General features: G+C 68.7%; 22 protein-coding genes. 15 read left to right on the forward strand and 7 right to left on the reverse strand.

Features of this window, described 5'->3' with window-relative positions:
* Positions 1 to 214: 214 nt before the first annotated feature.
* Positions 215 to 2,014 (reverse strand): DNA helicase RecQ, encoded by a 1,800-nt coding sequence (recQ, locus tag AB0B91_RS06805; RefSeq protein WP_358316780.1) that lies wholly within the window; start codon positions 2,012 to 2,014, stop codon positions 215 to 217.
* 4 nt (positions 2,015 to 2,018) lie between these two features.
* Entirely contained in the window at positions 2,019 to 3,212 is a 1,194-nt protein-coding gene (locus AB0B91_RS06810; protein WP_358316783.1) for an MFS transporter, read from the reverse strand.
* A 42-nt stretch (positions 3,213 to 3,254) separates the two neighbouring features.
* Between AB0B91_RS06810 and AB0B91_RS06815 the strand changes: the two genes are divergently transcribed.
* The 3 genes from AB0B91_RS06815 (at position 3,255) to AB0B91_RS06825 (ending at position 4,609) form a co-directional block, all read left to right on the forward strand.
* The gene (locus tag AB0B91_RS06815) at positions 3,255 to 4,016 is read left to right on the forward strand and encodes an SDR family oxidoreductase (protein WP_358316786.1); all 762 of its coding nucleotides are present in this window, start codon (positions 3,255 to 3,257) and stop codon (positions 4,014 to 4,016) included.
* Between the two features lie 28 nt (positions 4,017 to 4,044).
* Positions 4,045 to 4,290: a type B 50S ribosomal protein L31 gene (locus tag AB0B91_RS06820; protein ID WP_225290234.1), complete on the forward strand. Its 246-nt coding sequence runs from the start codon at positions 4,045 to 4,047 to the stop codon at positions 4,288 to 4,290.
* An 85-nt stretch (positions 4,291 to 4,375) separates the two neighbouring features.
* Positions 4,376 to 4,609 (forward strand): DUF3040 domain-containing protein, encoded by a 234-nt coding sequence (locus AB0B91_RS06825; RefSeq protein ID WP_358316789.1) that lies wholly within the window; start codon positions 4,376 to 4,378, stop codon positions 4,607 to 4,609.
* Positions 4,610 to 4,647: 38 nt separating this feature from the next.
* On the opposite strand, the gene AB0B91_RS06830 is transcribed toward AB0B91_RS06825, so the two are convergent.
* A complete protein-coding gene (locus tag AB0B91_RS06830) occupies positions 4,648 to 5,352 on the reverse strand; it encodes a maleylpyruvate isomerase family mycothiol-dependent enzyme (RefSeq protein ID WP_358316791.1) in 705 nt (234 codons plus the stop codon).
* Positions 5,353 to 5,486: 134 nt separating this feature from the next.
* The gene (locus AB0B91_RS06835; protein WP_358316794.1) at positions 5,487 to 6,224 is read right to left on the reverse strand and encodes a hypothetical protein; all 738 of its coding nucleotides are present in this window, start codon (positions 6,222 to 6,224) and stop codon (positions 5,487 to 5,489) included.
* Positions 6,225 to 6,416: 192 nt separating this feature from the next.
* Here AB0B91_RS06835 and AB0B91_RS06840 point away from each other — a divergent pair, with 192 nt between their 5' ends.
* Positions 6,417 to 7,289 (forward strand): sugar kinase, encoded by an 873-nt coding sequence (locus AB0B91_RS06840; RefSeq protein ID WP_358316797.1) that lies wholly within the window; start codon positions 6,417 to 6,419, stop codon positions 7,287 to 7,289.
* Here the strand turns inward: AB0B91_RS06840 and AB0B91_RS06845 are convergent.
* Positions 7,286 to 10,549 (reverse strand): discoidin domain-containing protein, encoded by a 3,264-nt coding sequence (locus tag AB0B91_RS06845; RefSeq protein WP_358316800.1) that lies wholly within the window; start codon positions 10,547 to 10,549, stop codon positions 7,286 to 7,288. The genes AB0B91_RS06840 and AB0B91_RS06845 overlap by 4 nt on opposite strands.
* 238 nt (positions 10,550 to 10,787) lie before the next feature.
* On the opposite strand from AB0B91_RS06845, the gene AB0B91_RS06850 reads away from it, so the two are divergent.
* The 9 genes from AB0B91_RS06850 to AB0B91_RS06890 all read left to right on the forward strand — a co-directional run bounded on the left by AB0B91_RS06850 (position 10,788) and on the right by AB0B91_RS06890 (position 19,841).
* Positions 10,788 to 11,774 carry a LacI family DNA-binding transcriptional regulator gene (locus AB0B91_RS06850; protein WP_358316803.1) on the forward strand — a complete coding sequence of 329 codons (987 nt, stop codon included), beginning with the start codon at positions 10,788 to 10,790 and terminating at the stop codon, positions 11,772 to 11,774.
* A 143-nt stretch (positions 11,775 to 11,917) separates the two neighbouring features.
* The gene (locus AB0B91_RS06855) at positions 11,918 to 13,267 is read left to right on the forward strand and encodes an extracellular solute-binding protein (RefSeq protein ID WP_358316806.1); all 1,350 of its coding nucleotides are present in this window, start codon (positions 11,918 to 11,920) and stop codon (positions 13,265 to 13,267) included.
* 5 nt (positions 13,268 to 13,272) lie between these two features.
* On the forward strand, positions 13,273 to 14,139 hold the full coding sequence (locus tag AB0B91_RS06860; protein ID WP_358316809.1) for a sugar ABC transporter permease: 867 nt from the start codon (positions 13,273 to 13,275) through the stop codon (positions 14,137 to 14,139).
* Entirely contained in the window at positions 14,136 to 15,065 is a 930-nt protein-coding gene (locus tag AB0B91_RS06865; protein ID WP_358316812.1) for a carbohydrate ABC transporter permease, read from the forward strand. The genes AB0B91_RS06860 and AB0B91_RS06865 overlap by 4 nt, the downstream gene beginning before the upstream one ends.
* Before the next feature lie 3 nt (positions 15,066 to 15,068).
* Positions 15,069 to 16,583, forward strand: a complete 1,515-nt coding sequence (locus AB0B91_RS06870; RefSeq protein WP_358316815.1) for a glycoside hydrolase family 13 protein — start codon at positions 15,069 to 15,071, stop codon at positions 16,581 to 16,583.
* Positions 16,580 to 17,107 carry a carboxymuconolactone decarboxylase family protein gene (locus AB0B91_RS06875; protein WP_358316818.1) on the forward strand — a complete coding sequence of 176 codons (528 nt, stop codon included), beginning with the start codon at positions 16,580 to 16,582 and terminating at the stop codon, positions 17,105 to 17,107. Before AB0B91_RS06870 ends, AB0B91_RS06875 begins: the two co-directional genes overlap by 4 nt.
* Positions 17,108 to 17,225: 118 nt before the next feature.
* Positions 17,226 to 17,570 carry a hypothetical protein gene (locus AB0B91_RS06880; RefSeq protein WP_358316821.1) on the forward strand — a complete coding sequence of 115 codons (345 nt, stop codon included), beginning with the start codon at positions 17,226 to 17,228 and terminating at the stop codon, positions 17,568 to 17,570.
* A 108-nt stretch (positions 17,571 to 17,678) separates the two neighbouring features.
* A complete protein-coding gene (locus tag AB0B91_RS06885; RefSeq protein ID WP_358316824.1) occupies positions 17,679 to 18,848 on the forward strand; it encodes a hypothetical protein in 1,170 nt (389 codons plus the stop codon).
* A gap of 216 nt (positions 18,849 to 19,064) precedes the next feature.
* Positions 19,065 to 19,841 (forward strand): hypothetical protein, encoded by a 777-nt coding sequence (locus tag AB0B91_RS06890; RefSeq protein ID WP_358316827.1) that lies wholly within the window; start codon positions 19,065 to 19,067, stop codon positions 19,839 to 19,841.
* Between the two features lie 15 nt (positions 19,842 to 19,856).
* On the opposite strand, the gene AB0B91_RS06895 is transcribed toward AB0B91_RS06890, so the two are convergent.
* On the reverse strand, positions 19,857 to 20,681 hold the full coding sequence (locus AB0B91_RS06895) for an NAD(P)H-binding protein (RefSeq protein WP_358316830.1): 825 nt from the start codon (positions 20,679 to 20,681) through the stop codon (positions 19,857 to 19,859).
* Entirely contained in the window at positions 20,678 to 21,571 is an 894-nt protein-coding gene (gene sigJ / locus AB0B91_RS06900) for an RNA polymerase sigma factor SigJ (protein ID WP_358316833.1), read from the reverse strand. The genes AB0B91_RS06895 and sigJ overlap by 4 nt, the downstream gene beginning before the upstream one ends.
* A gap of 175 nt (positions 21,572 to 21,746) precedes the next feature.
* On the opposite strand from sigJ, the gene AB0B91_RS06905 reads away from it, so the two are divergent.
* Complete coding sequence (locus AB0B91_RS06905; protein ID WP_358316836.1) at positions 21,747 to 22,346, forward strand: dihydrofolate reductase family protein; 600 nt, start codon at positions 21,747 to 21,749, stop codon at positions 22,344 to 22,346.
* 104 nt (positions 22,347 to 22,450) lie between these two features.
* Positions 22,451 to 23,617 (forward strand): erythromycin esterase family protein, encoded by a 1,167-nt coding sequence (locus tag AB0B91_RS06910; RefSeq protein WP_358316839.1) that lies wholly within the window; start codon positions 22,451 to 22,453, stop codon positions 23,615 to 23,617.
* The last annotated feature ends 52 nt before the right edge of the window (positions 23,618 to 23,669 follow it).

A 23,669-nucleotide genomic window follows, 5' to 3' on the forward strand; every position in this document is an offset into this window, starting at 1 on the left:
TCGGGGCGCTGGCGACGGGTGATCCGCCCGAGATGCGGGTACGGATAGCGGCGCATGAGTGCGAGGGCGGCCCCGTACCCCGGGCCGTACCAGACGATGCGTGCATGTGCGGCCCTGTCGGCGCGGTGGTGAACCCCAACGCCGAGCCCAGGGCGAGCAACGTGGTGGCGACGGCCGATCTTCGTGCGGCCGTCGCCCCCACTAACACCCCACCTCAGGACGCGAGCGTCTCCAGGACCTGGTCGCCGTACTTGGCCAGTTTGTTCTCGCCCACCCCGCTGACCGTCCCGAGCTCGGCCAGCGTGGACGGCGACAGCGTCGCGATCTCCCGCAGCGTCGCATCGTGGAAGATCACGTAAGCGGGGACCCCCTGCTCCTTGGCCGTAGCCGCCCGCCACGCCCGCAGCCGTTCGAAGACGGGCTCGGCCGCCGCCGGCAGCTCCACCACGGGACGGTCCTTGGCGGCGGTCTTCGCCCGGGCGACCCGCGGGGCGTCGCGGCGCAGGCGTACCTCGCGCTGCCCCCGCAGCACGTCGGCGCTGGCGTCGGTGAGGACCAGCGCGCCGTAGTCGGACTCGACGGCCAGCAGCCCCTGGGCCAGCAACTGGCGCACCACCCCGTGCCATTCGGTGTTGCCGAGGTCGGCGCCCACCCCGAACACGCTCAGCGAGTCGTGGCCGTGCTGCAGCACCTTGGCCGTCTTCTTGCCGAGCAGGATGTCGGCGATCTGCCCGACGCCGAACTTCTGCCCCCGCTCGCGGCGCAGCCGCAGCACCGTGGACAGGACCTTCTGGGCCGGGACCGTGCCGTCCCACGACTCGGGCGGCGCCTGGCAGGTGTCGCAGTTGCCGCACGGCTTGGAGTCCTGCTGCCCGAAGTAGTCGAGCAGCATCACCCGGCGGCACTCGACCGTCTCGCACAGCGCCAGCATCGCGTCGAGGTGGAGCACCTGGCGGCGGCGGTGGGCGTCGTCGCCCTCCATGGCCAGGCGCCGGTGCTGGACCACGTCGTGCAGGCCGTAGGCCATCCAGGCGGTCGCGGGCAGCCCGTCGCGCCCGGCTCGGCCGGTCTCCTGGTAGTAGCCCTCGACGGACTTCGGCAGGTCGAGGTGGGCGACGAAGCGTACGTCGGGTTTGTCGATGCCCATGCCGAACGCGATCGTCGCCACCACGATCAGCCCGTCCTCGCGCAGGAAGCGCGACTGGTGCGCGGCGCGGGTGCGGTTGTCGAGGCCCGCGTGGTAGGGCACGGCGGCGATGCCGTTGTCGACGAGGAAGGCCGCGATCTTCTCGACCGAGGAGCGCGACAGGCAGTAGACGATGCCCGCCTCGCCCGGGTGCTCCGCGCGCAGGAAGTCGAGGAGCTGGCGCTTCGGCTCGTTCTTGGTGGTGATGCGGTAGTGGATGTTGGGCCGGTCGAAGCTGGCCACGAAGTGCCGGGCCTTCTCCAGCCGCAGCCGGGAGGCGATCTCGGCATGGGTGGCCGGGGTGGCGGTCGCGGTCAGCGCGATGCGCGGCACCTCCGGCCAGCGCTCGTGCAGCTCGGACAGCGCCAGGTAGTCGGGGCGGAAGTCGTGCCCCCACTGCGACACGCAGTGCGCCTCGTCGATGGCGAACAGCGAGATCTCGCCCTTGGCCAGCAGTCGCAGCGTTGTCTCGACCCGCAGCCGCTCCGGCGCGAGGTAGAGCAGGTCGAGCTCGCCCGCCAGGAAGGCGGCCTCGACCCGTTGTCGTTCGTCGAAGTCCTGGGTGGAGTTGAGGAACCCCGCGCGCACGCCGAGCGCGGTCAGCGCGTCGACCTGGTCCTGCATCAGCGCGATCAGCGGCGAGACGACCACCCCGACGCCCGGACGGACCAGCGCGGGGATCTGGTAGCACAGAGACTTGCCGCCGCCGGTCGGCATGAGCACCAGCGCGTCGCCGCCCTCGACGACGTGATCGATGATCTCCTGCTGCCCGGCCCGGAACGAGTCGTAGCCGAACACGCGGTGGAGAGCCTCGGTGGGGGTATCCATGCGGCTACCTTACGTGTTCGCCGGAGGTCGCTCGCTCTGTTCGCCCACGGCGATCGTAGGCCACCAGGGACAGGGCGCCGAGCCCGCAGGCCGCCGCCACCGCGATCATCACCGAGGGGTATCCGGCCAGCTGCGCCACACCGGCCGCGAGCAGGGGCGCGACGGCCTTGGCCACGGTGATCGGCAGGGCCACTGCCCCGCTCAGCGTCGCGTAGGCGGCGGTGCCGTACCGGTCCGCGAGCAGCGCGGGACGGGCGATGGTGCTCACCCCGAACCCCAGCCCGAACAGCACCACGGCGCAGATCGCGCCCGCCACGCTCCGCCCGGCCACCGGTAGCAGCAGCGCGGCCGCGCCCTGCAGCGCGAACACGGCCGCGGTGATCAGCGCCACCGGCCACCGCCCCTGCAGGCCGGTGGTCACCAGCCGGCCGGTCACCGACAGCACGCCGAGCAGCCCCGCCACGGTCGCCGCGAAGATGGGGGAGTGGCCGAGCGTGATCAGGTACGTCACGAGCAGCACGCCCATGACCGCCACGGCGCCCGTCTGCGTCAGGAACGCCGCCGCCAGCAGCCAGAACGGCCGTTCCCGCAACGCCGCCCCGACGACACTCCGGTCCGTTTCCGCGGAGAAGGGACGGCTCCGCACGGCCAGGAAGTGCAGGGGTACGGCCGTCACCGCGTATCCGGCGGCCAGGATGACCAGCGCCTGCCGCCACCCGTATCGATCGACGAGGAAGCCCGTCAGGGGCAGGAAGATGCTGGAGGCGAAGCCGGCGACGACGGTCACGGCGAGCAGGGCCCGCGCCCGCCGCGCCGCGTCGAACCGGGCGACGATGACCGCGAACGCGGCCTCGTACAGCACCATCGCGGAGGCGACGCCGAGCACCGCGCACACCAGGTAGAGCTGGACCAAAGTGTGCACCTGCGACCAGGCGAGCACGGCCGCCGCGCCGAGCGCCGAGCCCACCGTCATCAGGCCGTGCCCGCCATGCCGGTCGAGCCAGCGGCCGATGGGCGGCGCCACGACCGCCGAGACGAGTACGGCCAGCGTTATCGCACCGGTGAGTTCGGCGACCCCCGCGTGCATATCGCGGGCCATCGGGGTGATGAAGACGGAGAAAGCGTAGTAAAGGATGCCGTATCCGGCGGTCTGCGTGATCGCCAGTGCACCGATCAGGCGAGCAGGCGAGGCGATCACGAATGGTTTCGTTCCCCTTCATCCCACTATGGACACTGTGACATGACTCCCACCTACGTCGTCACCGGTGGAGGCAGGGGTATCGGCCGGGCCGTGGTGGAGCGGCTCCTCAAGGACGGAGGCACCGTGGTCGCCGTCGAACGCGACGCCGCGGCACTGGACTGGGCGGGCCCCCGGGTCGTCCCGGTCGTCGGCGACGCGGCGGACGAGAGCGTCACCGAGCACGCCGCCGACCTCGCGCAGGCCGAGGGCGGGCTGTCCGGCTGGGTGAACAACGCCGCCGTCTTCAGGGACGCGTCCGTGCACACCGCCACGACCGCCGAGATCCGCGCCCTGATCGCCGCCAACCTGGATCTCGCCGTCGTCGGCTGCGCCACCGCCGTACGGCGTTTCCTCAAGGCCGGTACGCCCGGCGCCATCGTCAACATCACCTCCCACCAGGCGCGCAGGGCGGTGCCCGGCAGCCTGCCGTACTCCACCGCGAAGGCCGCCATCGAGGGCCTGACCAGGGCATTGGCCGTCGAATACGGCAGGCGCGGCATCCGGGTCAACGCGGTCGCCCCCGGCTCGGTGGCGACGGAGCGGTACGCCGAGTTCCTGGCCGCCCAGCCGGCCGAGGTGGCGGCGGGAATCGAGGCGGAGATGGCCAGGTTGCACCCTCTCGGCAGGGTCGCGGGAGCGGACGAGGTGGCCGCCGCGGTGGTCTATCTCCTCTCGGACGGCGCCGCCTTCGTCACGGGCGCGACCGTCCCCGTGGACGGCGGCCGGGCGGCACTCGGACTCGACCCCGAATCCAGGGAATGAAAACCATTGTCGTACGGTTGCAGGGGGCATGAGAAAGAACCTGCACCCCTCGTACCAGCCCGTCGTCTTCCGCGACCCGAGCGTCGGGTTCGCCTTCCTCACCCGCTCGACCCTGACGAGTGACAGGACCGTCGAGTGGGCGGACGGCCACACCTACCCGGTCGTCGACGTCGACGTCTCCTCGGCGAGTCACCCCTTCTACACCGGCCGCGGGCGGGTCCTCGACACCGCCGGTCGCGTGGAGCGCTTCAAGCAGCGCTACGGCAAGGTCTGATCGCCACTTCCGCCCGGTGGAAGCGGTATGTGCCGGTTACTTCCGGGTACATGGCTTTCACCGGCGCGGAGTGATGGTGGTCACAATGAGTCTATCTGGAAGGGAACGCCGCATCCTCGGGGAAATCGAGCAGGCACTTGAGCTGGAGGACCCCGACCTGGCGCGGCGTGTAGCCGCAATCAACAAGATCGAGACAGGATCCGACGCGGGATATTACCGCGAGCGGATGCAGTCGTGGGCCACGGCGCACATCTGGCTGATCGCCCTGCTCGGCGTGGTCGTCGTGCTGTTGCTCCTGCTGGCGGTCATCACCGCCTGAGCTGACCGAGCCGCCTGAGCTGACCGAGCCGCCTGAGCTCAGGCCAGGCACCTCAGAGCCGAGGCGACCCGCGGGTCGACATCGTCGTCGGGCGTCAGACGCCCCACCGTCGCCTCGACGAACACCGGGAACGACAGCGTCGTGGTCAACCCGGCCGTGTTCACCCGGATCTGCTCGGCCGTCTGCTCCACCTGGACCTGGGCCCCCTGCTCCGACAGGGCGAACCGGCCCACCGCCACCCGCCAAAGCGTCCGGGCGTCGGCCTCCTCCTTCGGCACCGGGGCGCCGACGTCGTCGGCGTGCGTGGCGTACTCGGAGTCGTAGTGGAAGGCCTGCATCCCCACCGGGTACGGGCCGGCCATGGTGTCGAGCGACGCGTCCCGCCCGAGCTCCCGCATGCGGCGCCGGGTGTCGGCGTTCTCGGTCCGCCACTCCTGGAGCACCTGCTCCACGGGCATGTTCCGGCGCTGGCGTACACACCACTCGTTGAAGTCGTGGAAGCCCTCGACTCCTTCCCTGGCGAGGCGGGCCAGCAGGTCCTGCACGTTGCCGTCGAGACAGGCGTGGTTGTAGAGCTCCTCGCCCGCCAGATGGCCCAGGACGTCGCGGACCGACCACCCCTCGCAGCGCGACGGCCGCGCCCATCCGGCGTCGTCCAGCCCGGCGAAGAAACGGTCCAGCCGGCCCGCCTCGGCATCGAAGACGTCGAACGGATCGAACTCTTTCAGCAGGTCCTCAGCCATACTTCGACGCTACCCCTCGGCCCGTGTCTTTCACGGACGGCGCGGCGAAGGGCTGTCGGGCTCAGGACAAAACAGCGGCCCGGCCCCCCGTACGGGGACCGGGCCGCTGCCTTAGATGTGACTAGCGGTTGTGACTAGCGGTACCAGCGCGGGACGACCCGCACGTAGTCGTTGCCGCTCGTCGCGGCCTCGAGCTCGTCGTCACCCGCGTACACGGCCTTGAACAGGCCGCTCTTGTACGCACGGGTGTCGGCCTCGAACCGGCCGTTCCAGCCGGTACGGTCGGAGGCGACCCACTTCCAGCCGCTGGAGCCGTTGGCCTTGTAGAAGATGCTGACCCGCTCGCCGCGGACGCCCTTCCAGCGGTCGTCGTCGTTGACCTGGAGACGACCGGAGAACTCGATGATCCTGCCCTTGCGGACCTTCGACGGGTCGGCGCTGAAGCGCGAGATGCGCGTCTGCGCCTTGCCCTTCTGGATCTCTACGGCGAAGAACGCGGTGTCGGTGTCGACGACCTTGCCGTCCTTGTCGTAGGCCTGGGCGGTGGCCTTCCACTTGCCGTCCTGGTCGTTCTCGTTGAACGGGACGGAGAAGCGCCAGCTCTCGACCTTGTTGACGTCCTTGGCCCGCAGGGTGCGGTAGCGCGGGTCGACCGGCTCCACACTGAGCTGGACCTTCTCGACGTCCGAGCTGGCGTCGACCTTGAAGAAGGCCTCCGTCTCGCTACCGGCCTTGACCACGACCGGGTTCGGTGAGATGTCCCTGATGTCGACGGTCGGAGCCTTCGTCGTGGCCGACGCGGCACCGGCGCCTGAAATCAGGAGAGTCCCGCCCACAAGGGCTGAGACGATTCCTACAGCGATGTTCTTCATGAGGGTGCTGATTCCTCTCATTCCCCGTTTTCGCTGAGGCCGGCTCGGGATCGCCAACCTCCTCTACTACTTTGATGCACAAGATGGGGACAATGTTCGTTAAAGTTACAGAAAATATTTGATCACGGGCCTGACCAGGACCGTTACCGAAAAATCCGATTTGTGATCCCATGACCGGCTACAGTCTGCGGCATGACCGACGTCTACACGCTCGGCGAGGCGCTGGGGGTCGTGTCCAGTGGCCGGGTACGTCATGAGACCGAAGCCCGGTTGGACGTCACCGGCCCGGAGTTCAACCTCGCCATCGCCCTGTCCCGGCTCGGACACCGGGCTGCCTACCTGGGCAAGGTCGGCAACGACGAGCTGGGCGCCAGGGTCCTCACCGTGCTGAAGGGCGAGGGCGTCGACGCGGCCGACGTCCGGGTCATCGAGGGCGCGCACACCGGGCTGCTGCTCAGGGAGTCACGCGTGGGCCGCGAGCAGCGCCTCACGCACTACCGCAGCGGATCGGCCGGTACGAGCCTGACGCCGGGCAACGTGCCCATCGACCGGATCGGGTCCTCGAAGATGCTGCACGTCACCGGCCTGACGGCGGGGCTCGGCAGGAACGCCCTGGAGGCGGTCCGTACGGCGGTGAGCGCGGCCAAGACCGCCGAGCTGGTCATCTCCTTCGCCGTCGAGTACGTACCCGAGCTCTGGCCGTCGGTGCGCGAGGCCGAGGAGGTGCTGGGCGAGCTGGCCTGCGCCTCCCACCTGCTCTTTCTCAGCCAGGACGAGCTCGACCTGGTCAAGCCCGCGCTCACGCCCGAGCGCGAGGTCGTGGTGAACCGCGGCGTCAAGGGTGCGAGCGTGCGGGCGGACCGCATGCGGTACGACGCGCCCGCCCTGCAGGTGCCGATCGTCGACACCGCAGGGTCGGGCGACGCGTTCGTGGCCGGTTACATCAGCGCCGCCCTGGACGGGCTGACCCCGCCGGAGCGCCTGCACCGCGGGACGCTGTTGAGCGCCGCCGCGGTGACCAGCGCGAGCGACTGGCAGGGCCTGCCCACCAGGGCTGATATCTAGGGATTTACCGTGATCGTAAAGGTCGACGTCGTGTTCTTGATGTTCTGAGCGTTGTTGCTGAACCTCAGGTTGTTGAACGTGACGGAGCCGACGGCCGGGCCCTGATTGTCCTCCGGCAGCTCGTTGGCCCAGAGGCCGAAGCCGGACTTGGCGTCGAGGGCGTCACCGCTCTTCTGGGCGCCGCTGATCGACACGTTCGTGAAGATCGTGTCCTTGATCGGGTTCTGCGGCTGCTGGCCCACGTAGTTCGTCTGGAACATGATGCCGTGGTAGGTCGGATCGACGATGTCCAGGTTGCTGACCCTGATCCCCTGGAACACCTTGGAAGCGGAGAACAACCACATCGCCGGGAAGGTCTGCTGGCCCCAGAAGTGACCGCCGGTCCTGACCAGCGAGATGTTCTCGAAGCTCGTGGGCGGACTGGCCCCGAAGCCGAGCATCGGGATGCCGAAGTCCAGCGAGCTGATCGTGACGCCCGAGTAGACCAGCGTGTCGGCGACGTAGATGTTCCGGAAGGTGTTGGCGTACCCGCCGTAGACCGCGACGCCCGCGGCCCGCCAGGTGAGCAGCGACGTCAGGTTCTCGAAGACGTTGTCCCGCTGCTCGCCGTTGTTGATGTCGATGGCGGAGAACAGCGCGAAGCTGTCGTCGCCGGTCGAGCGGGCCTCGATGTTCGTGACCAGGTTGCCGGTGCTGCCGTTGGTCATGTTGATGCCGTCCGCGAACGTGTCGCGGATGCGCGAGTTCTTGATCGTCATGTTGTCGGTGTTGGAGCCCCAGAGCAGGCACATCTGGTGCTCCACCCAGAGGTTGTCGATCACCATGTTCGCCACGCCGGCCAGGTCGAACACCTTGCCGGGGCCGTCGTTGCGCGAGGTGTAGTTGCCGAAGGAGGCGAAGTTCGCGAACGTCGAGCCGTTGGCCGTGGCGTCCGCGCGGAAGCCGGTGTCGGTGTTCTCCTGGCCCGACGGTGAGATGAACCTGGTGAACCATGGCCCTGCCCCGACGACCTTGACCGCCTTGCCGTACACCTGGAACTTACTGGCGGTCTGGTAGTCGCCCGCGGGCAGGTAGACGCCGACGAGCGTGCTGTCCTGGCGCGCCTTGTCGAGCGCGTTCTGCACGTCCTGATGGGTGAAACCGGCTGGTACGGCATAGTGCGCCGGGTCCGGGTTGGGGATCTGCGCCACCTGCTCCAGGTCCACGAAGTCGATCGTGTACGTCGAGCCGTTGGCCGCGTCCTTCTGCAGCTTGATCTTGTGGCCCGCCTGGACCGTGGTGCCGAGCAGCAGGTTGGCCTCGTCGTAGATGTGCCTCGGGGTCCCGGAGCCGGGGGAGTTGCCGGGGCCCGCCTCGGCGCCGTAGAGCCAGGCGTAGCGGGAGGTCAGGTCGATCGCCTTGAGGAAGGTGCCGTCGACGTAGACGTTCAGCGTCGAGCTGTTCCCGCCGCCGCCCGCCGCGTCCGGCATGGAGAACCTGGTGACCAGCGTGTTGGTGGACGCCCTGGTGGTGAACTCGACGTACGAGCCGTTCGTGCCCAGCGTCACCGCCCGGCGTCCGGACGCCTCGCCGGCGAGGTCGCCGACGGTCCGGTTCGGGCCGATCCGGGTGGCGCCGCCGCCGATGGCCGCGTCCTCCGCCTCATAGGTGTCGTACGGCATGTGCGCGCCGCGCCCCACGAACAACTGCTGCGTGCTGGTGTTGTTGGCCCGCTTGACCGGCAGTTCGTTGGCGTCGTCGGCCAGCACCACCTTGACCGTGTACCTGCCGTTGGCGGCGGTCCAGGTGCCGAGCCCGGCCGGTCCGGCGGTGGCGCCGGGGGCGATCGCGCCGCTGGTGGCGCCGGTCAGCGTCTTGACGACCGTGCCGGACTCGTCGGCGATGGTCAGGGTGATGCCGTGGGAGCCGCCGCTGGAGGCGATGGTGCCCTGGTTCTTGATCCCCACCGAGAACGTCACGGTGTCGCCCTGGGCGGGATTGCCCGGCGTCCAGGCCACGGGCGCGGCGATCAGGTCGGCGGTGTCGACGGGCTTCACGGTCAGCGACGCGGTGGCCGTGTTGTTGCCCTCGTTCAGCTCGGTGACCTTGTCGTCCTCGTCGACCTTGGCGCTCACCTGGTAGGTGCCCGCGTCACGCGTGCCGATGCCGCTCGACACGGTGGCCGAGGCCCCGGCGGCCAGCGCGCCCACGTTGGCGCTGCCCGCCTTGACGGTGCCCAGGTAGAAGTTGACGGAGGTCGCGGCGGAGGGCGCGGTGCCGGAGTTCTTCACGGTGGCCGACAGCGTGACCGCGTCGGTCTCGATCGGAGCCGCCGGCGACGCGGTCAGCCCGCTGACCGTGAGGTCGGGATTGGCCGACGGGGTGCCGAAGATCTGGAACTCGGCGACCTGCCCCCCGGGCGCCCCCGAGTTGGCGGTGAACTTGAGCTGCACGTCCGCGACCCTGGCCGTCACCGGGATCGTCACCGAGTTCCCGGTGGCCGGGTTGAAGGTGTAGACGGCCTGCGTCACCAGGTTGGACAGGCCGGTGGCGCTCTGCTCGCGGCCGAGCACCTGGATGGTCTGCGTACGCGTGGCCCAGGCGGGGTCGGGGTTGAGCTTGAGCACGATGGAGGTCAGGTCGGCGTTCGCGCCGAGCTGCACGGTCAGCGTGCCGGGGTAGGCGGCGCCTTCCCAGTACGTCTGGACGTTGCCGTCGTTGGCGTTCGCCGCCACGTAGGTGTGGGTGTGCGATGACTCGGTGATCGGTTTGCCGGTCGCCAGGTTCGTCCCGTCACCTGGATTTCCGGGGTCCGCCTGGCCGTACACCTCGAACTCGGAGAGCTGGCCGGCCGGCCAGGCGCTGTTCGCGGTGATCTGGAGCCGGACATAGCGCGTGCCGGACGCGCTGACGGCGATCGTCGCCGTGGGGTTGAAGGTGTAGGTGGCGGCGTCCTTGATCGTGCTGAAGCTCGTCCCGTTCGCGCTGCCCAGTACGGTCAGCGTCTGCGTACGGCTGGGCCAGCCGCTGGGGAGCTTGAGCGTGAGCTGGTTCACGGTGGCGGTCGAGCCGAGGTCCACCTGTACCCACTGCGGGAAGGCGTTGTTGGCCGACTCCCAGTAGGTCGCCTGGTTGCCGTCGGTGACGTTGGGCGCGGGGTAGACGTCGGTGTAGCTGCTGGCGGTGGCGGTCTTGCCCGCGGCGAGATTGGTGTCGGCCGCCCACGCGGGGGTGGCCAGGAATCCGATGACTAACGCAAGGGCGGCTAGGACAGCTCTCATGGGGGGTGGCCCTTCGAGGAAGACGTTGGGCGAACCATAAGATGCCGAGCAGATGTCAGCAATATTTCGACGAGATTTCGCAAACAATTGACTGACAAGTGACGGCTCACGAGCGTCTCCCTGGCTGGTCAGACGGGTCAAGTGCGCTGAATATCCGCGAGAACCACCCGCAAGGGGGCGACGTCGGATCCCTGTAAGCGGTTGCAAGTATTTGCGCTGTCGGCCTTATAGTTTGCGCATGACACGACGACTCGCAGAGGTGGCCAAGAAGGTCGGAGTGAGCGAGGCGACCGTGAGCCGCGTGCTCAACGGCAAGCCCGGGGTGTCGGAGGCGACCCGCGAGGCCGTGCTCACCGCGCTCGACGTCCTCGGCTACGAGCGCCCCACCCAGCTCCGCGGCGACCGGGCCCGGCTGGTCGGCCTGGTGCTGCCCGAGCTGCAGAACCCGATCTTCCCCGCGTTCGCCGAGGTGGTCGGTGGCGCGCTCGCCCAGCAGGGCTTCACCTCGGTGCTCTGCACCAGGACGGTCGGCGGCGTCTCCGAGGCCGACTACGTCGATCTGCTGCTCCAGCAGCAGGTCAGCGGCGTGGTCTTCGCCGGGGGCCACTACGCGCAGGCCGACGCCTCGCACGCCCACTACGCGCTGCTGCACGAGCGCAAGCTGCCCACGGTCCTGGTCAACGCGGCCGTCGCCCACCTCGACTTCCCGCAGGTGTCGTGCGACGACATCGTGGCCGCCGAGATGGCCCTGGCCCACCTGCGGGCGCTCGGTCACGAGCAGGTCGGCATGGTGCTCGGCCCCAAGGACCACATGCCGTCGCGGCGCAAGCTGGAGTCGTTCCTGGCCGGTGGTGGCGACCCCGGGCTGGTCGAGCACACGATGTTCTCGCTGGAAGGCGGGCACGCGGCCGCCGCGCGGCTGGTCAAGCGGGGGGTGAGCGGCGTCATCTGCGCCAGCGACCTGCTCGCGCTCGGCACGGTCAGGGCGGCCCGGCGCGCGGGGCTGTCCGTGCCGGCCGACGTGTCGGTCATCGGCTTCGACGACTCGGCGCTGATGAACTGCACCGAGCCGCCGCTGACCACGGTCCGCCAGCCGATAGACGCGATGGGCCGGGCGGCCGTGGACCTGCTGGTCGCCCAGATCGACAAGGCCGTGGTCCCCGCCGACGAGCTGCTGTTCGAGCCGGAACTGGTCGTACGCGCTTCTACAGCGAGGAAGACGTAGGCGCAAACTCCGCAGCCTGCAGTGGGTCGCTGAACGCGACCCACTGTGACGTAGTCGTTATCTTGCAATCCGCCGTCGTAATATTGCGGACATCGGTCGGCGAACCTATGGTGTGGGCACCTCGCATTTAGAAGGGTCAGCCCATGCAGAGATCCACAGGACTGTTAGTCGTCACTGTTCTCGGCCTGTCCGCCACGGCCTGTGGTTCGGGCGAGCCCGCCAAGTCCACGGCGGGCGGAGCCGCCCCGGTGTCGATCACGGTGGCCTGCCAGCCGGCGAAGTCCGCGCCCAAGGAGCGGCAGGCTTGGGACGGCGACGTGGCCACGTTCATGAAGGCGCACCCCGGCGTGACGGTGAAGAGCACGGACCAGCAGCCGTGCTACGACCCCAAGACGTTCGGCCCCAAGCTGGCGGGTGGCCAGATGGAGACCGTCTTCGTGGTGCCCGTGACCAACTACAACGACGTGATCGGCCAGGGCCAGGCGCTCGACATCACCCCGTACACCAGCGAGATCAAGAACTGGAACGACCTGCGCTCCGACGTCAGGGAGCTGGTCACCAAGGACGGCAAGGTGTACGGCGTGCCCAACGTGCACTACGGCGTGGGCCTGGTCTACAACCGCGCGCTGTTCACCAAGGCCGGGCTCGACCCCAACACCCCGCCCAAGACGTGGGCCGAGGTCCGCGAGGCGGCCAAGAAGATCGCCGGACTCGGCGCCGGCTATGTCGGCTACGGCGAGTACTCCGGCGGCAACACCGGCGGCTGGCACTTCACCCAGGCCATCTACGGCCGCGGCGGCAGCATGGTGACCGACGACGGCAAGAAGGCCGCGTTCAACTCGCCCGAGGGCAAGGCCGTGCTGCAGAACCTGCACGACATGCGCTGGGTCGACAACAGCATGGGCAACAAGCTCCTGGTCGGCTGGGAGTCACTGATGATGGCGATGGGCAGCGGCAAGGTCGGCATGATGCTCGGCGCTCCCGACGTCGTCACCGACGTCGTCAACAAGTTCAAGGGCAGCGTCGCCGACTACGGCATCACCGGCTTCCCCGAGGCCAAGGCGTCGCTGAGCGGCGGCGAGGCGTTCATGGTCAACCCGAAGGCCACGCCCGCCGAGGCCAAGGCGGCACTGGAGTGGATCGACTTCCGCTTCGACACCGCAGGCAAGGGCCGCTTCGACTTCGCCCGCGGCAAGACGCTCGGCAACCCCGTCGGCGTGCCCGACAACGACGTCTTCGGCGACTCGGCCACCGGCAAGGCGATCCAGCAGGACCGCACGGCGAACGCCACGCTGCCGGTCGCGAACTACCAGCCGTACGTGGACGCCGCGGCCACGGTCCCGCCGAAGGCCGAGCCGGTGCACGCCCAGGAGCTCTACGCCATCCTCGACGTGGCCATGTCGGGTGTGCTGAGCCGCCAGGACGCCAACATCGACAGCCTGCTCTCCGACGCCGAGACCAAGGCCAACTCGATGCTGGCGACCAAGGGCTGACCTGCATGCGTGTCCTCAGGCGCAATCTGACGGCCTACGGGTTCCTGTGCGCGGCGCTTGCGTGCTTCGCGGTGTTCGCGTGGTATCCGATGATCAGGGAGTTCGTCCTCAGCTTTCAGAAGACGACCCTGGTCAACCCGCCCACCTGGGTGGGGCTGGACAACTTCCTGACCGTCGTCCAGAACCCGTCGTTCGGCAAGGCGTGGCTGAACACCGTGGAGTTCACGGCACTCGCCCTGCTCTGCGGCTACGCCGTGCCGTTCGTCATGGCACTGGTGCTCAACGAGTTGCGCCACGCCCGGGCCTACCTGCGGTTCGTGGTCTACCTGCCGGTCATGCTGCCGCCGATCGTCGCGGTGCTGCTGTTCAGGTGGTTCTTCGATCCCGGGCCCGGGCTGTTCAACCAGTTGCTCGACCTCTTCCACCTGCCCGCGCTGGCCTGGCTGGACTCCTCGTCGACCGCGCTGATCTCCCTGGTCATCGTGGCCACCTGGATGAACATGGGCAGCGCGACGCTGATCTACCTGGCCGCGCTGCAGAACATCCCGCCCGAGCTGTACGAGGCGGCCGAGCTCGACGGGGCCGGCATCTTCAAGCGGATCAGGCACGTCACCATCCCGCAGACCCGGCTGATCCTGCTGCTCATGCTGATGCTGCAGGTCGTGGCCACCATGCAGGTGTTCATCGAGCCGTACATGCTCACCGGCGGCGGCCCGGAGGACGCCACGATGACCGTCGCCTTCCAGATGTACCAGTTCGCGTTCACGCTCCAGGACTACGGCGCGGGCGGCGCGCTCGGCATGATGCTCATGATCGTGCTGCTCGCCTTCGCCGCCGTCCAACTGCGGTTGACCCGGGAGGACAAAGCATGATCTCCGTCGGTGCTCGTGCAGCTACCGGGCGAAGACGGGAGAAGCGGGCGCCCAAGCGGATCGAGGTGCAGTTCCGTACCATCGTCTCGCCGCACCAGCTCAACAGCAGGTGGGGACGGCGCATCTACTGGACCGTGCTGATCGCGGTCGTCACCGGCTCCACCCTGGTCTTCGTCTTCCCGCTCTACTGGATGATCACCGGCGCCATGAAGACGGGCGAGGAGATCGCCCAGATGCCGCCGACCCTCTTCCCGGCCCATCCCACGTTCGACGCCTTCATCGAGGCGTGGGACCTGTTCGACATCGGCGTGCTGCTGAAGAACACCGCGTTCTACGCGCTGGGCGCCTGGGTGTTCTCCATGGCCGTGGACGTCGCGGCGGCGTACGCGCTGTCGAAGCTCCGGCCGATGTTCGGGAACGTGGTGCTCGGCGCGATGCTGGCCACGCTGATGATCCCGCCGATGGTGGTGATCATCCCGCTGTACGTCACGATCGTCGACCTGCACCTGCTGAACAACGCCTGGGGGCTGTGGTTCCCCGCGGCGGCGAACGGCTTCAACATCTTCCTGCTCAAGCGCTTCTTCGACTCCATCCCACGGGAACTGGTCGAGGCGGCCCAGATCGACGGCGCCGGACCGCTGCGGGTGCTGTGGTCGGTGATCCTGCCGATCTCCAGGCCGATCCTCGGCGTCGTCTCCATCTTCACCATCGTCACGGCCTTCAAGGACTTCCTGCTCCCGCTGCTGGTCATGACCGACAGCGAGAACATGACGGTCAGCGTGGGCCTGTCGCAGACCGCCGGCGCGGTGTCCCAGAACCAGATCATGGGTGGTCTGGTCATCTCCAGCATCCCGATGATCATCGTTTTCTTCATCTTCCAACGGCACATCATGGCGGGCCTCACCGCCGGGAGCATTAAGGGATAGCGCATGTCGCAAACGTGGTGGCGGGGGGCCGCGATCTATCAGGTCTACCTGCGCAGCTTCGCCGACGGCAACGGTGACGGCATCGGCGATCTCGCCGGGCTGCGCTCGCGCCTGCCGTACCTGAAGGATCTCGGCATCGACGCCATCTGGCTGAACCCGTGGTACCCGTCGCCGATGGCCGACGGCGGCTACGACGTGGCCGACTACCGGGGCATCGAGCCGGTGTTCGGCACGCTGGCCGAGGCGGAGCGGTTCATCGAGGAGGCGCACGAGCTCGACATCAAGGTCATCATCGACGTGGTGCCCAACCACAGCTCCACGGAGAACGCCTGGTTCCAGCAGGCGCTGACCGACCGGGGGGCCAGGGACCGGTTCTGGTTCCGCGACGAGCCGAACGACTGGCAGTCGATCTTCGGCGGGCCCGCCTGGACGCAGGTCTCCGACGGGCAGTGGTATCTGCACCTGTTCGCCCCCGAGCAGCCGGACTTCAACTGGGACAACCCGGAGGTCCATCGTGAGTTCGAGGACGTGCTGCGCTTCTGGTTCGAGCGGGGGGTCGACGGGTTCCGGATCGACTCGGCGGCGCTGCTGTTCAAGTCGGAGACCTCGTACGAGGATCTCGACGAGGTGCACGGGGTCTACCGGCGCTGGCGCGAGATCGCCGACGAGTACGGCGATCGGGTGCTGATCGGCGAGGTGTGGCTGCCCGACCAGGAACGCTTCACCCGCTACCTGCGCCCCGACGAGCTGCACACCGCCTTCAACTTCGACTTCCTGTCCTGCCCTTGGGAGCCCGCCGAGCTGCGCCGGGTCATCGACCTCACGCTGACCACGCACGCGCCGGTAGGCGCCCCGCCGACCTGGGTCCTGTCCAACCACGACGTCACCCGCCCGGTGACCAGGTACGGCAGGACGGACACGACGTTCGCGCACGGCGGGCGTCTGCACGGCGTGCCCTCCGACCCGGAGCTCGGCCACCGCCGGGCCAGGGCGGCGGCCCTGCTGGCGATGGCGCTGCCCGGCAGCGTCTACGTCTACCAGGGCGAGGAGCTCGGCCTGCCGGAGGTCGAGGACCTGCCCGACGACCAGCGCCAGGACCCCATGTACCGCCGCTCCGGTGGCACCAACCGGGGCAGGGACGGCTGCCGCGTGCCGCTCCCGTGGGCGGGCGACGAGCCGCCGTTCGGCTTCGGCGGGACCCGCACCTGGTTGCCGCAGCCCGAGAGCTGGCGCAAGGTCACGGCCGAGGCCCAGGCGGCCGACCTCGGCTCGATGCTCAACCTCTACCGCACCGCGCTCGCCCATCGCCGCGACCTGCTCGGCGACGGCACGCTCACGTGGCTGGCGATGGGTCCCGACGTCCTGGCCTTCACCCGGGAGTCCGGCCTGACCTGCGTGTCCAACCTCGGCGCCGCTCCCGTACGGCTGCCGGCGGGCCGGGTACTCCTGACCAGCGGCCCCCTGGATGACGGCGCCCTGCCGTCCGACACGACCGTCTGGCTAACATCGCTGCAATGAAGCGCCTGCCATCCACGCCCCCTGCCCACCTCGACGCCGACGCCAGGGCCCTCTACGAGAAGATCACCGCGGGCCCGCGCGGCACCTCGATGCTCGACGACGAGGGCGGGCTGGTGGGCCCGTTCAACGCCATGCTGCTCAGCCCGCCGGTGGGCGACGCGCTGCAGGAGCTCGGGGCGGCGATCCGATACCGCTCCGGGCTGAGCGCCCGGGCCAGGGAGATCGCGATCCTGGTCGTGGCCGGTCACTGGGACAGCGCCTTCGAGCTGCGGGTACACGAGGAGATCGGGCGCGGCCTCGGGCTGACCGAGGACGAGCTCGCGGCCCTGCGTACCGGGGCTCCGCTGGAGCTGGCCGATCCGGGGGAGGACGCGGTGCTCCGCGTCACCAGGGCGCTGGTGACGCGGGCCGACCTCGACGACCCGGAGTACGCGGAGCTGGGGGAGAGCGTGGTGTTCGAGCTGACCACGCTGGTCGGCTACTACGCCACGCTCGCGCTCCAGCTACGCGTCTTCCGCGTTTAGCCAGCACTGTCCCTTCTCTTGAAGTGTCGTTCGGGAGCCCTCTCGAACGACACTCCTAGACTTCGTCGCAGGGTCTGGTCGTACGGAGAGAGAACAAGAAAGGGACAAAATGCATCGGATGGCCACAACCTGCCTGGCAGTCGCCTTCGCCGCCGTGTCCGTCGCCGCGGTTCCGGCTTCGGCTTCGGCCTCGAAGGCGCCGGACTTCAAGGCATGCTTCGACGGGACCTGCAAGATCACCATCACTACTCCGGTTAAATTCCGCGTCTCCCGCCAGTTCGGCTTCACCTGGCTGTCGATCACCCGAGTCGATTCCAGCGCGGTGAGGGTGCAGGGGACGGGACTCGGTGCCTCCTCGGCCACGACGCTCGGCGTGGGCGGCACCGGGTCGGTCAACTCCCTGTCCGTGAAGGTGCCCTCGATCACCGAGACGTCGGCGACCATCCACCTCGCACCACTCTGACGCCAGGAGCGGCCGTTCCCGCCTGGAACGCTTCGGGTTGACACCAAGTTTCGGGCAGGGACGGGGAGTCCACCGGACAGGTCGGCATCCTTCCAAGAGGCTCGGCACGTGCCTCAACCATGCCCACGCCAGATCGGGGGCGCCATCGCCCTGACACTGGCCGCCTCCGGCAGCGCGGCAGTGATCATGCCGGTGCTCCCCGCCACGGCCACCCGGGTGGACGCCACCTGCGCCAACACCGTCGGCGACGCCAGGATCATCCAGGCCGCCATCGACTCCTCCAAGGAGGGCGGTGAGGTCGTCTTCAAAGGCCCGTGCCTGATCAACAAGACCATCACCCTGCGCGGCCGCCGGACGTACCGGGGCGATGCCAAGGCCGGGACGGTGATCAAGCAGGCCGACGGCGCGAACCTGCCCGCCATGCTGGCCTCCGAGTCCTGGGTCACCAACCAGCCGTACAGCTCAGACCCCGTACGCATCGAGCGGCTGACCCTCGACGGCAACCGCGACCACAACACCGGCACCGTGGGCCTGATGCTGCGTTCGTGGGACACCCGCGTCTATGACGTGGACATCCTCGGCGCGCCCGCCGACGGCATCCGCATCAGCAACCCGTCCAAGAACGGCACCACGCTCCGCAACACCATGGTCAACAGCGTGATCAGCGACGTCTACATCGAGCGGTCGGGTGGTTCCGGGCTCAAGGTGGTCGATCCCGGCAACGCCGTGAGCGACTGGACGTTCCAGCGCTCCTGGATCGGCTTCAGCGGTGCGAGCGCCATCGAAACGGACAACGCGGCCGGATGGACGTTCAGCGACCTGCACCTGTACGCGACGCCGAAGAACGCGATCGACGCCCACCGCTGCTTCGGCACCTCCATCCGGAACAACTACATCGAGGACTTCGGTACGAAGGCCACCGCGAAGCAGACCTATTACGGCATCCGCTGCGACCTTCAGGGCGAGGCCGGCACCACGATCTCCAACAACCGGATCCACAAGTTCGGCGCCGACACGCTGACCCAGTCCAAGAAGCCCGGCCAGCAGCCGGACATCCGCTTCGTCTACCTCGCCCTGGACGCGGTGAACTACGGCGCCGGCCACGCCACCGTGACGGGCAACACCATCCTCGGCCACGGCACCAGGCAGGAGACCGGCCTGCTGTTCAGGAGGGGCAAGGGCGACCGGATGTCCATCGTCTCGACCGGCAACCTGGTCGATGACGTCGGCACCCCACGTACGACCGGCCCCGGCGTACGACTCACCAGCGGCTATTGACGCGTCAACGCCAGGTTGACGTAGCTTCTATCGTCAACCTATGGTTGACGCATGACGACGCGCCCGGCGTTATGCCTCGCCCTCGCAACCCTGATCCTGGTCGCCGTGGTGATCGGAGCACTGTGACCTTTCCAGGCATTTCGAAGTGGGCCTATCGCGCACCACGTCTGGATAGCGTCCTTCTCGCTTGATCATCCATACCTATGGGGGAGAAAAATGAGAAGGACGTTGGGATATGTCGGTGCGGTGGCGCTGGCGGGCGCGCTGGCCACGGCCTCTGTCTCGTCGGCGGCCTGGGCGGAGGTGAAGCACTCGACGGTGGTGGTGAGCGCAGACCGTACCGTGTGGCTGAACCCGGGTCAGACGCTGAAGGCCGGCGACTCCGTACGCTCGACCAACGGTGCCTATGCCCTGCACCAGCAGGAGGACGGCAACCTGGTGCTGTACCGGGGGAGCACGCCGCTATGGAGCAGCCAGACCGGCGACAGCCCCGGCGCGTTCGCCGCCATGCAGAGCGACGGCAACCTGGTCGTCTACCGGGGGAGTACGCCTCTGTGGGCCTCCAACACCGGCGACAGCCCAGGCGCCCGCCTCGCGGTGCAGGACGACGGCAACCTGGTGATCTACGACGGCAAGTCGCCGGTGTGGAACCGCCATGCCACGATCAGCGTGCTCGCCCCCGGCTACGCGCTCAAGCCCAACCAGTACGTCCGCTCCCGCAACGGCGACTACCAGCTGGTCCAGCAGGAGGACGGCAACCTGGTGCTCTACCGCGCCCGCCGGGCCCTGTGGAGTTCCAAGACCGGCGGCCACCCCGGCGCCGTCACCCAGATGCAGAAGGACGGCAACCTGGTCGTCTACCTGGGTACGACGCCGCTGTGGAACTCCAAGACCGGCAAGAACCCGGGAGCCCGGCTCGAGATGCAGGACGACGGCAACGTCGTCATCTACGACGGCCGCCGCCCGCTCTGGTCCACGGAGACGGGCTCGTAACCAGGTCCTGGACGGTCAGTTCCGGAAGGCGTCGGCGTGGTCGGTGACCCACTCGGCGTAGGTGCGCGGGGGGCGGCCGAGGATCCGTTCCACCTCGCCGGTGATCGGGGCGGGCTTCCCGACGCTGTCCGCGAAGTAGCGCAGCATGGAGTCGAACTGCTCGCCGCGCACCCCCGGGTTCTGCGCCATCATCGCCTGCTTCGCCAGGTCCGCGCTGATCTCCTCGTACCGCAGCGACCGGCCCAGCACCGAGCCGATGATCTCCACCTGCTCGGCGAAGGTCAGCCCCTGCGGCCCGGTCAGCGCGGGCGCCTGCCCGAGCAGTTCGTCCCCGAGCAGCGCCCGCACGCCGACGGCGGCGATGTCCGCCTCGTGGATCGGCGACGTGCGGGCCTGGGCGTACGGTCCGCGAACCACGTCTCCGGCCCGGAGCTGGGGGACCCAGCGCAAGGAGTTCGCGGCGAAGGCACCGGGGCGCAGATGCGTCCATTCCGGGACGGCTGCCTCCACCGCCTCCTCCAGCGCCCGGTGGACCGCGGCGTTGCCGCCCTCCTCCGGGTCCGCCTCCTCGGCGACGACCAGTGCCGAGACGGTGACGACCCGCCGCACCCCCGCCGCCCTGGCCGCCTCCAGCAGGGCGACAGAGCCGCCCGTGCTGTTCAGCACAAGGGCGGACACGCCGTCGAAGTCGGGACGGCCGCTGTCACACGCCTCGACCCCTTCGGGGAAACGGGCGTTGCCGGGGGTACGAGTCAGCGCGCGTACCTTCACACCCTTGGCGGCCAGCTCGGCGATGAGCGGCCGGCCGATGTTGCCGGTTGCTCCGGATACCAGAATCATGCGATGCCTCTTTCCAAGTGAGAGAGTTTGTCGGGGTTGGTCACGGCATAGATGCCGCATACCTGATCGCCGTCGGGAACGAGATCGAGAACGATGACCGCGAACGGCGTGTCACCGGACAGCAGCAGCGCCGACGGATCGCCGTTGACGGTCCGGAAACGGATGTTGAGATCGGAGACGGGCCGCCGGGTCGCGTTGCCGACGATGACACGGGCGATCTTGTCCCGTCCGTGGACCGGCCGCAGACCGGCCGCCCGCGCCTTGCCCCCGCCATCGGCCCACATGATCACGTCCGGCGCCAGCACCCGCATGAGCGCGTCGATGTCCCCACCGGCGACGGCCGCGATGAACCGCTCGGTCACCTCCTGCCGAACCCGCGGATCGGCCTGGTAACGCGGACGCCGGGCGTGCACGTGCTCGCGGGCGCGATGAGCGAGCTGCCGGATCGCCGACGGACTGCGGTCCAGGATGCCGGCGATCTCGGTGTGGGCGTACCCGAAGACCTCGTTCAGTACGAACACCGCCCGCTCCAGCGGCGTGAGCGTCTCCAGCACCACCAGCAGCGCCATCGACAGCGATTCGGTGCGCACCGCGGGATCCACGGCGTCGGGCGGCTCGGTGATGAGCGGCTCGGGCAGCCAGGGACCGACGTAGTCCTCGCGGCGGCGGCTGATGCTCTCCTGCCGGGCCAGCGCCCGGTTGACCGCGATCCGCACCAGGTACGCGCGCGGGTTGGCGATCTCCTCACCCGCCGCGCTCCTGGGCGCCCAGGCCAGCCAGGTCTCCTGCAGGACGTCCTCGGTGTCGGCGACGCTGCCCAGCATGTTGTAGACGATCGAGAACAGCAGCTCCCGATAACCGGTGAAAACGCTCGTCGCCTGCTCGCTCATCGCGTGCCCCTCCTTCCAGGGTCACTATCTGAGAGCGGCACCGCACCCCGGAGTGTGACCTGATCCCGGCAAATGTGACCCGCATCTCACACTCACCGATGTACAGAAGGAGAAGACGGCTCCGACTCTTCCGTGAGCGGCGCGAGACGAGCGCCGGAACGTGGGAGGCAGTGAGATGAGCAAGGTCACCTGTGACATCGCGACGTCCGTCGACGGCTTCGTGGCGGGACCGAACCAGAGCCTGGAGAACCCGATCGGCGAGGGCGCGGAGGAGCGCCTGCACCGCTGGATGTTCGACGAGCCCGAGGCGCATGCGGCGATCATCGAGGACATCACCGCGGCCGGGGCCTTCATCATGGGGCGCAACATGTTCGGCCCCGGCCGGGACGCCTGGGACCTGGACTGGAACGGCTGGTGGGGCGACGAGCCGCCGTACCACGCGCCGGTCTTCGTCCTCACCCACCACCCGCGCGAGCCGCTGCCGATGAAGGGCGGCACGACCTTCACCTTCGTCACTGAGGGGATCGAGGCAGCCCTGGCCCAGGCGCGCGAGGCCGCCGGTGGCCGCGACGTCGCCATCGCGGGCGGCGCGCAGACGGTGAACCAGTACCTGGCGGCGGGGCTGATCGACGAGCTGCGCCTGCACGTCGCACCGGTGATCCTGGGCAGGGGCGAGCGGCTGTTCGACGGCGTAGGTGACACCACCCTCGAACCCGTCGGCGACGTGTCAGGCACCGGCCTGGTCACGCACCTGAGGTACCGCGTTATCCGGTAGCGCGGTGACCTCATGAATACCTCGCCGATTGAAGGTCTATCGCGGTAGGAGTCGGGATTCCCGTGAAAAGTTTACATCGAATGTTCAACGATACCGTTGAAGGCATGGACATCAAGGACACGGCCTGGCCGTTCGATGGCGCGGGCATCTCGGCATTCCTCCGGTCGCTTCCCGCCAAGCCCCTCCTGCTCGGCCTGGGCGAAGCCCGGCACTTCGTGGGGGAGCTGGGCGAGTTGCGCAACGAGCTCTTCCGGCATCTGGTCGAGCACGAGGGATACCGGTCGTTCGCCATCGAGAGCGACTGCCTCATGGGCCTCATGGTCGACGACTACATCGCGACGGGCGTGGGCACGCTCGATGACATCATGGAACGCGGCTTCAGCCACAACTTCGGCACGTCACCGGCCAACCGCGAGCTCGTACGCTGGATGCGGGAGTACAACAAGGAGCACAACGAAAAGCTCCGGTTCTTCGGCTTCGACGGCCCCCTGGAGTATTGGGCGGCGAGCCCGCGTCAGGCGCTGACCGCCCTCTACGCTCTCCTCGACGGCCCGCTCCCGTGCACGATGGAGACCCTCGACACGCTGCTGGGCCCCGACGAGCGGTGGTCGAACGAGGCCACGGCCATGGATCCGTCCGTGTCGATCGGCCAGTCCGCCGAAGCGCAGCGGCTGCGAGTGATCGCCGACGACCTGGTGGCCCTGCTCGACACGCAGGCGCCACGGCTGAGCGCGGAGGACAGGGAGCGGGCGCAACTGTACGGGCGCACCGCCGTCGGCCTGCTCCGCTATCACCACTGGATGGCCGACGCGTCCCCAGAACGGTGGGCCCGGCTGTCGGCCCTGCGGGACGCGATGATGGCCGCCAACCTGCGTGCCGTCGCCGAGCGCGGCCCGGCCCTGGTTTTCGCCAGCAACCTTCACCTGCAGCGGAACAAGAGCCTCATGTCGTTCGGCGACCAGACGCTGGAGTGGTGGAGCGCGGGGGCGATCGCCGGGACGCACCTGGGCGACCAGTACGCCTTCCTGGCCTCGGCCCTCGGCACGGCCGGCGACAACACCCCACCCCCGGACACCATCGAGGGCATCCTGTCCACGCTCCCGTGGGACCACTCACTCGTCGACGCCCGCCGCCTGGCCAAGGCCATCACGAAACCCGCCCCGCGCATCTCCCACGATTTCGCCTATTTCCCGCTGGACCCGGCCCAGCTCGACCTGATCGACGGCGTCGTCTTCCTCAAGCAGGTTGTCAGGCTGAAAAAGCTGGGCTGACAGGCGCGTGCGTGTCAGGCTCTGCCTGGCACGCACGCGCATCAAGCACACC

Source organism: Nonomuraea sp. NPDC049141, from assembly GCF_040648415.1.
Lineage (GTDB): Bacteria > Actinomycetota > Actinomycetes > Streptosporangiales > Streptosporangiaceae > Nonomuraea.

What these genes read in the sequence shown, in the direction of transcription:
- AB0B91_RS06875 (WP_358316818.1), top strand. Translation starts at nt 16,580, where the DNA reads ATGAAGCGCCTGCCATCCACGCCCCCTGCCCACCTCGACGCCGACGCC.
- AB0B91_RS06840 (WP_358316797.1), top strand. Translation starts at nt 6,417, where the DNA reads ATGACCGACGTCTACACGCTCGGCGAGGCGCTGGGGGTCGTGTCCAGT.
- AB0B91_RS06835 (WP_358316794.1), bottom strand. Translation starts at nt 6,224, where the DNA reads ATGAAGAACATCGCTGTAGGAATCGTCTCAGCCCTTGTGGGCGGGACT.
- AB0B91_RS06825 (WP_358316789.1), top strand. Translation starts at nt 4,376, where the DNA reads ATGAGTCTATCTGGAAGGGAACGCCGCATCCTCGGGGAAATCGAGCAG.
- AB0B91_RS06865 (WP_358316812.1), top strand. Translation starts at nt 14,136, where the DNA reads ATGATCTCCGTCGGTGCTCGTGCAGCTACCGGGCGAAGACGGGAGAAG.
- AB0B91_RS06910 (WP_358316839.1), top strand. Translation starts at nt 22,451, where the DNA reads ATGGACATCAAGGACACGGCCTGGCCGTTCGATGGCGCGGGCATCTCG.
- AB0B91_RS06905 (WP_358316836.1), top strand. Translation starts at nt 21,747, where the DNA reads ATGAGCAAGGTCACCTGTGACATCGCGACGTCCGTCGACGGCTTCGTG.
- AB0B91_RS06890 (WP_358316827.1), top strand. Translation starts at nt 19,065, where the DNA reads ATGAGAAGGACGTTGGGATATGTCGGTGCGGTGGCGCTGGCGGGCGCG.
- AB0B91_RS06860 (WP_358316809.1), top strand. Translation starts at nt 13,273, where the DNA reads ATGCGTGTCCTCAGGCGCAATCTGACGGCCTACGGGTTCCTGTGCGCG.
- AB0B91_RS06815 (WP_358316786.1), top strand. Translation starts at nt 3,255, where the DNA reads ATGACTCCCACCTACGTCGTCACCGGTGGAGGCAGGGGTATCGGCCGG.
- recQ (WP_358316780.1), bottom strand. Translation starts at nt 2,014, where the DNA reads ATGGATACCCCCACCGAGGCTCTCCACCGCGTGTTCGGCTACGACTCG.
- AB0B91_RS06820 (WP_225290234.1), top strand. Translation starts at nt 4,045, where the DNA reads ATGAGAAAGAACCTGCACCCCTCGTACCAGCCCGTCGTCTTCCGCGAC.
- AB0B91_RS06855 (WP_358316806.1), top strand. Translation starts at nt 11,918, where the DNA reads ATGCAGAGATCCACAGGACTGTTAGTCGTCACTGTTCTCGGCCTGTCC.
- AB0B91_RS06845 (WP_358316800.1), bottom strand. Translation starts at nt 10,549, where the DNA reads ATGAGAGCTGTCCTAGCCGCCCTTGCGTTAGTCATCGGATTCCTGGCC.
- AB0B91_RS06850 (WP_358316803.1), top strand. Translation starts at nt 10,788, where the DNA reads ATGACACGACGACTCGCAGAGGTGGCCAAGAAGGTCGGAGTGAGCGAG.
- AB0B91_RS06870 (WP_358316815.1), top strand. Translation starts at nt 15,069, where the DNA reads ATGTCGCAAACGTGGTGGCGGGGGGCCGCGATCTATCAGGTCTACCTG.
- sigJ (WP_358316833.1), bottom strand. Translation starts at nt 21,571, where the DNA reads ATGAGCGAGCAGGCGACGAGCGTTTTCACCGGTTATCGGGAGCTGCTG.
- AB0B91_RS06895 (WP_358316830.1), bottom strand. Translation starts at nt 20,681, where the DNA reads ATGATTCTGGTATCCGGAGCAACCGGCAACATCGGCCGGCCGCTCATC.
- AB0B91_RS06830 (WP_358316791.1), bottom strand. Translation starts at nt 5,352, where the DNA reads ATGGCTGAGGACCTGCTGAAAGAGTTCGATCCGTTCGACGTCTTCGAT.
- AB0B91_RS06880 (WP_358316821.1), top strand. Translation starts at nt 17,226, where the DNA reads ATGGCCACAACCTGCCTGGCAGTCGCCTTCGCCGCCGTGTCCGTCGCC.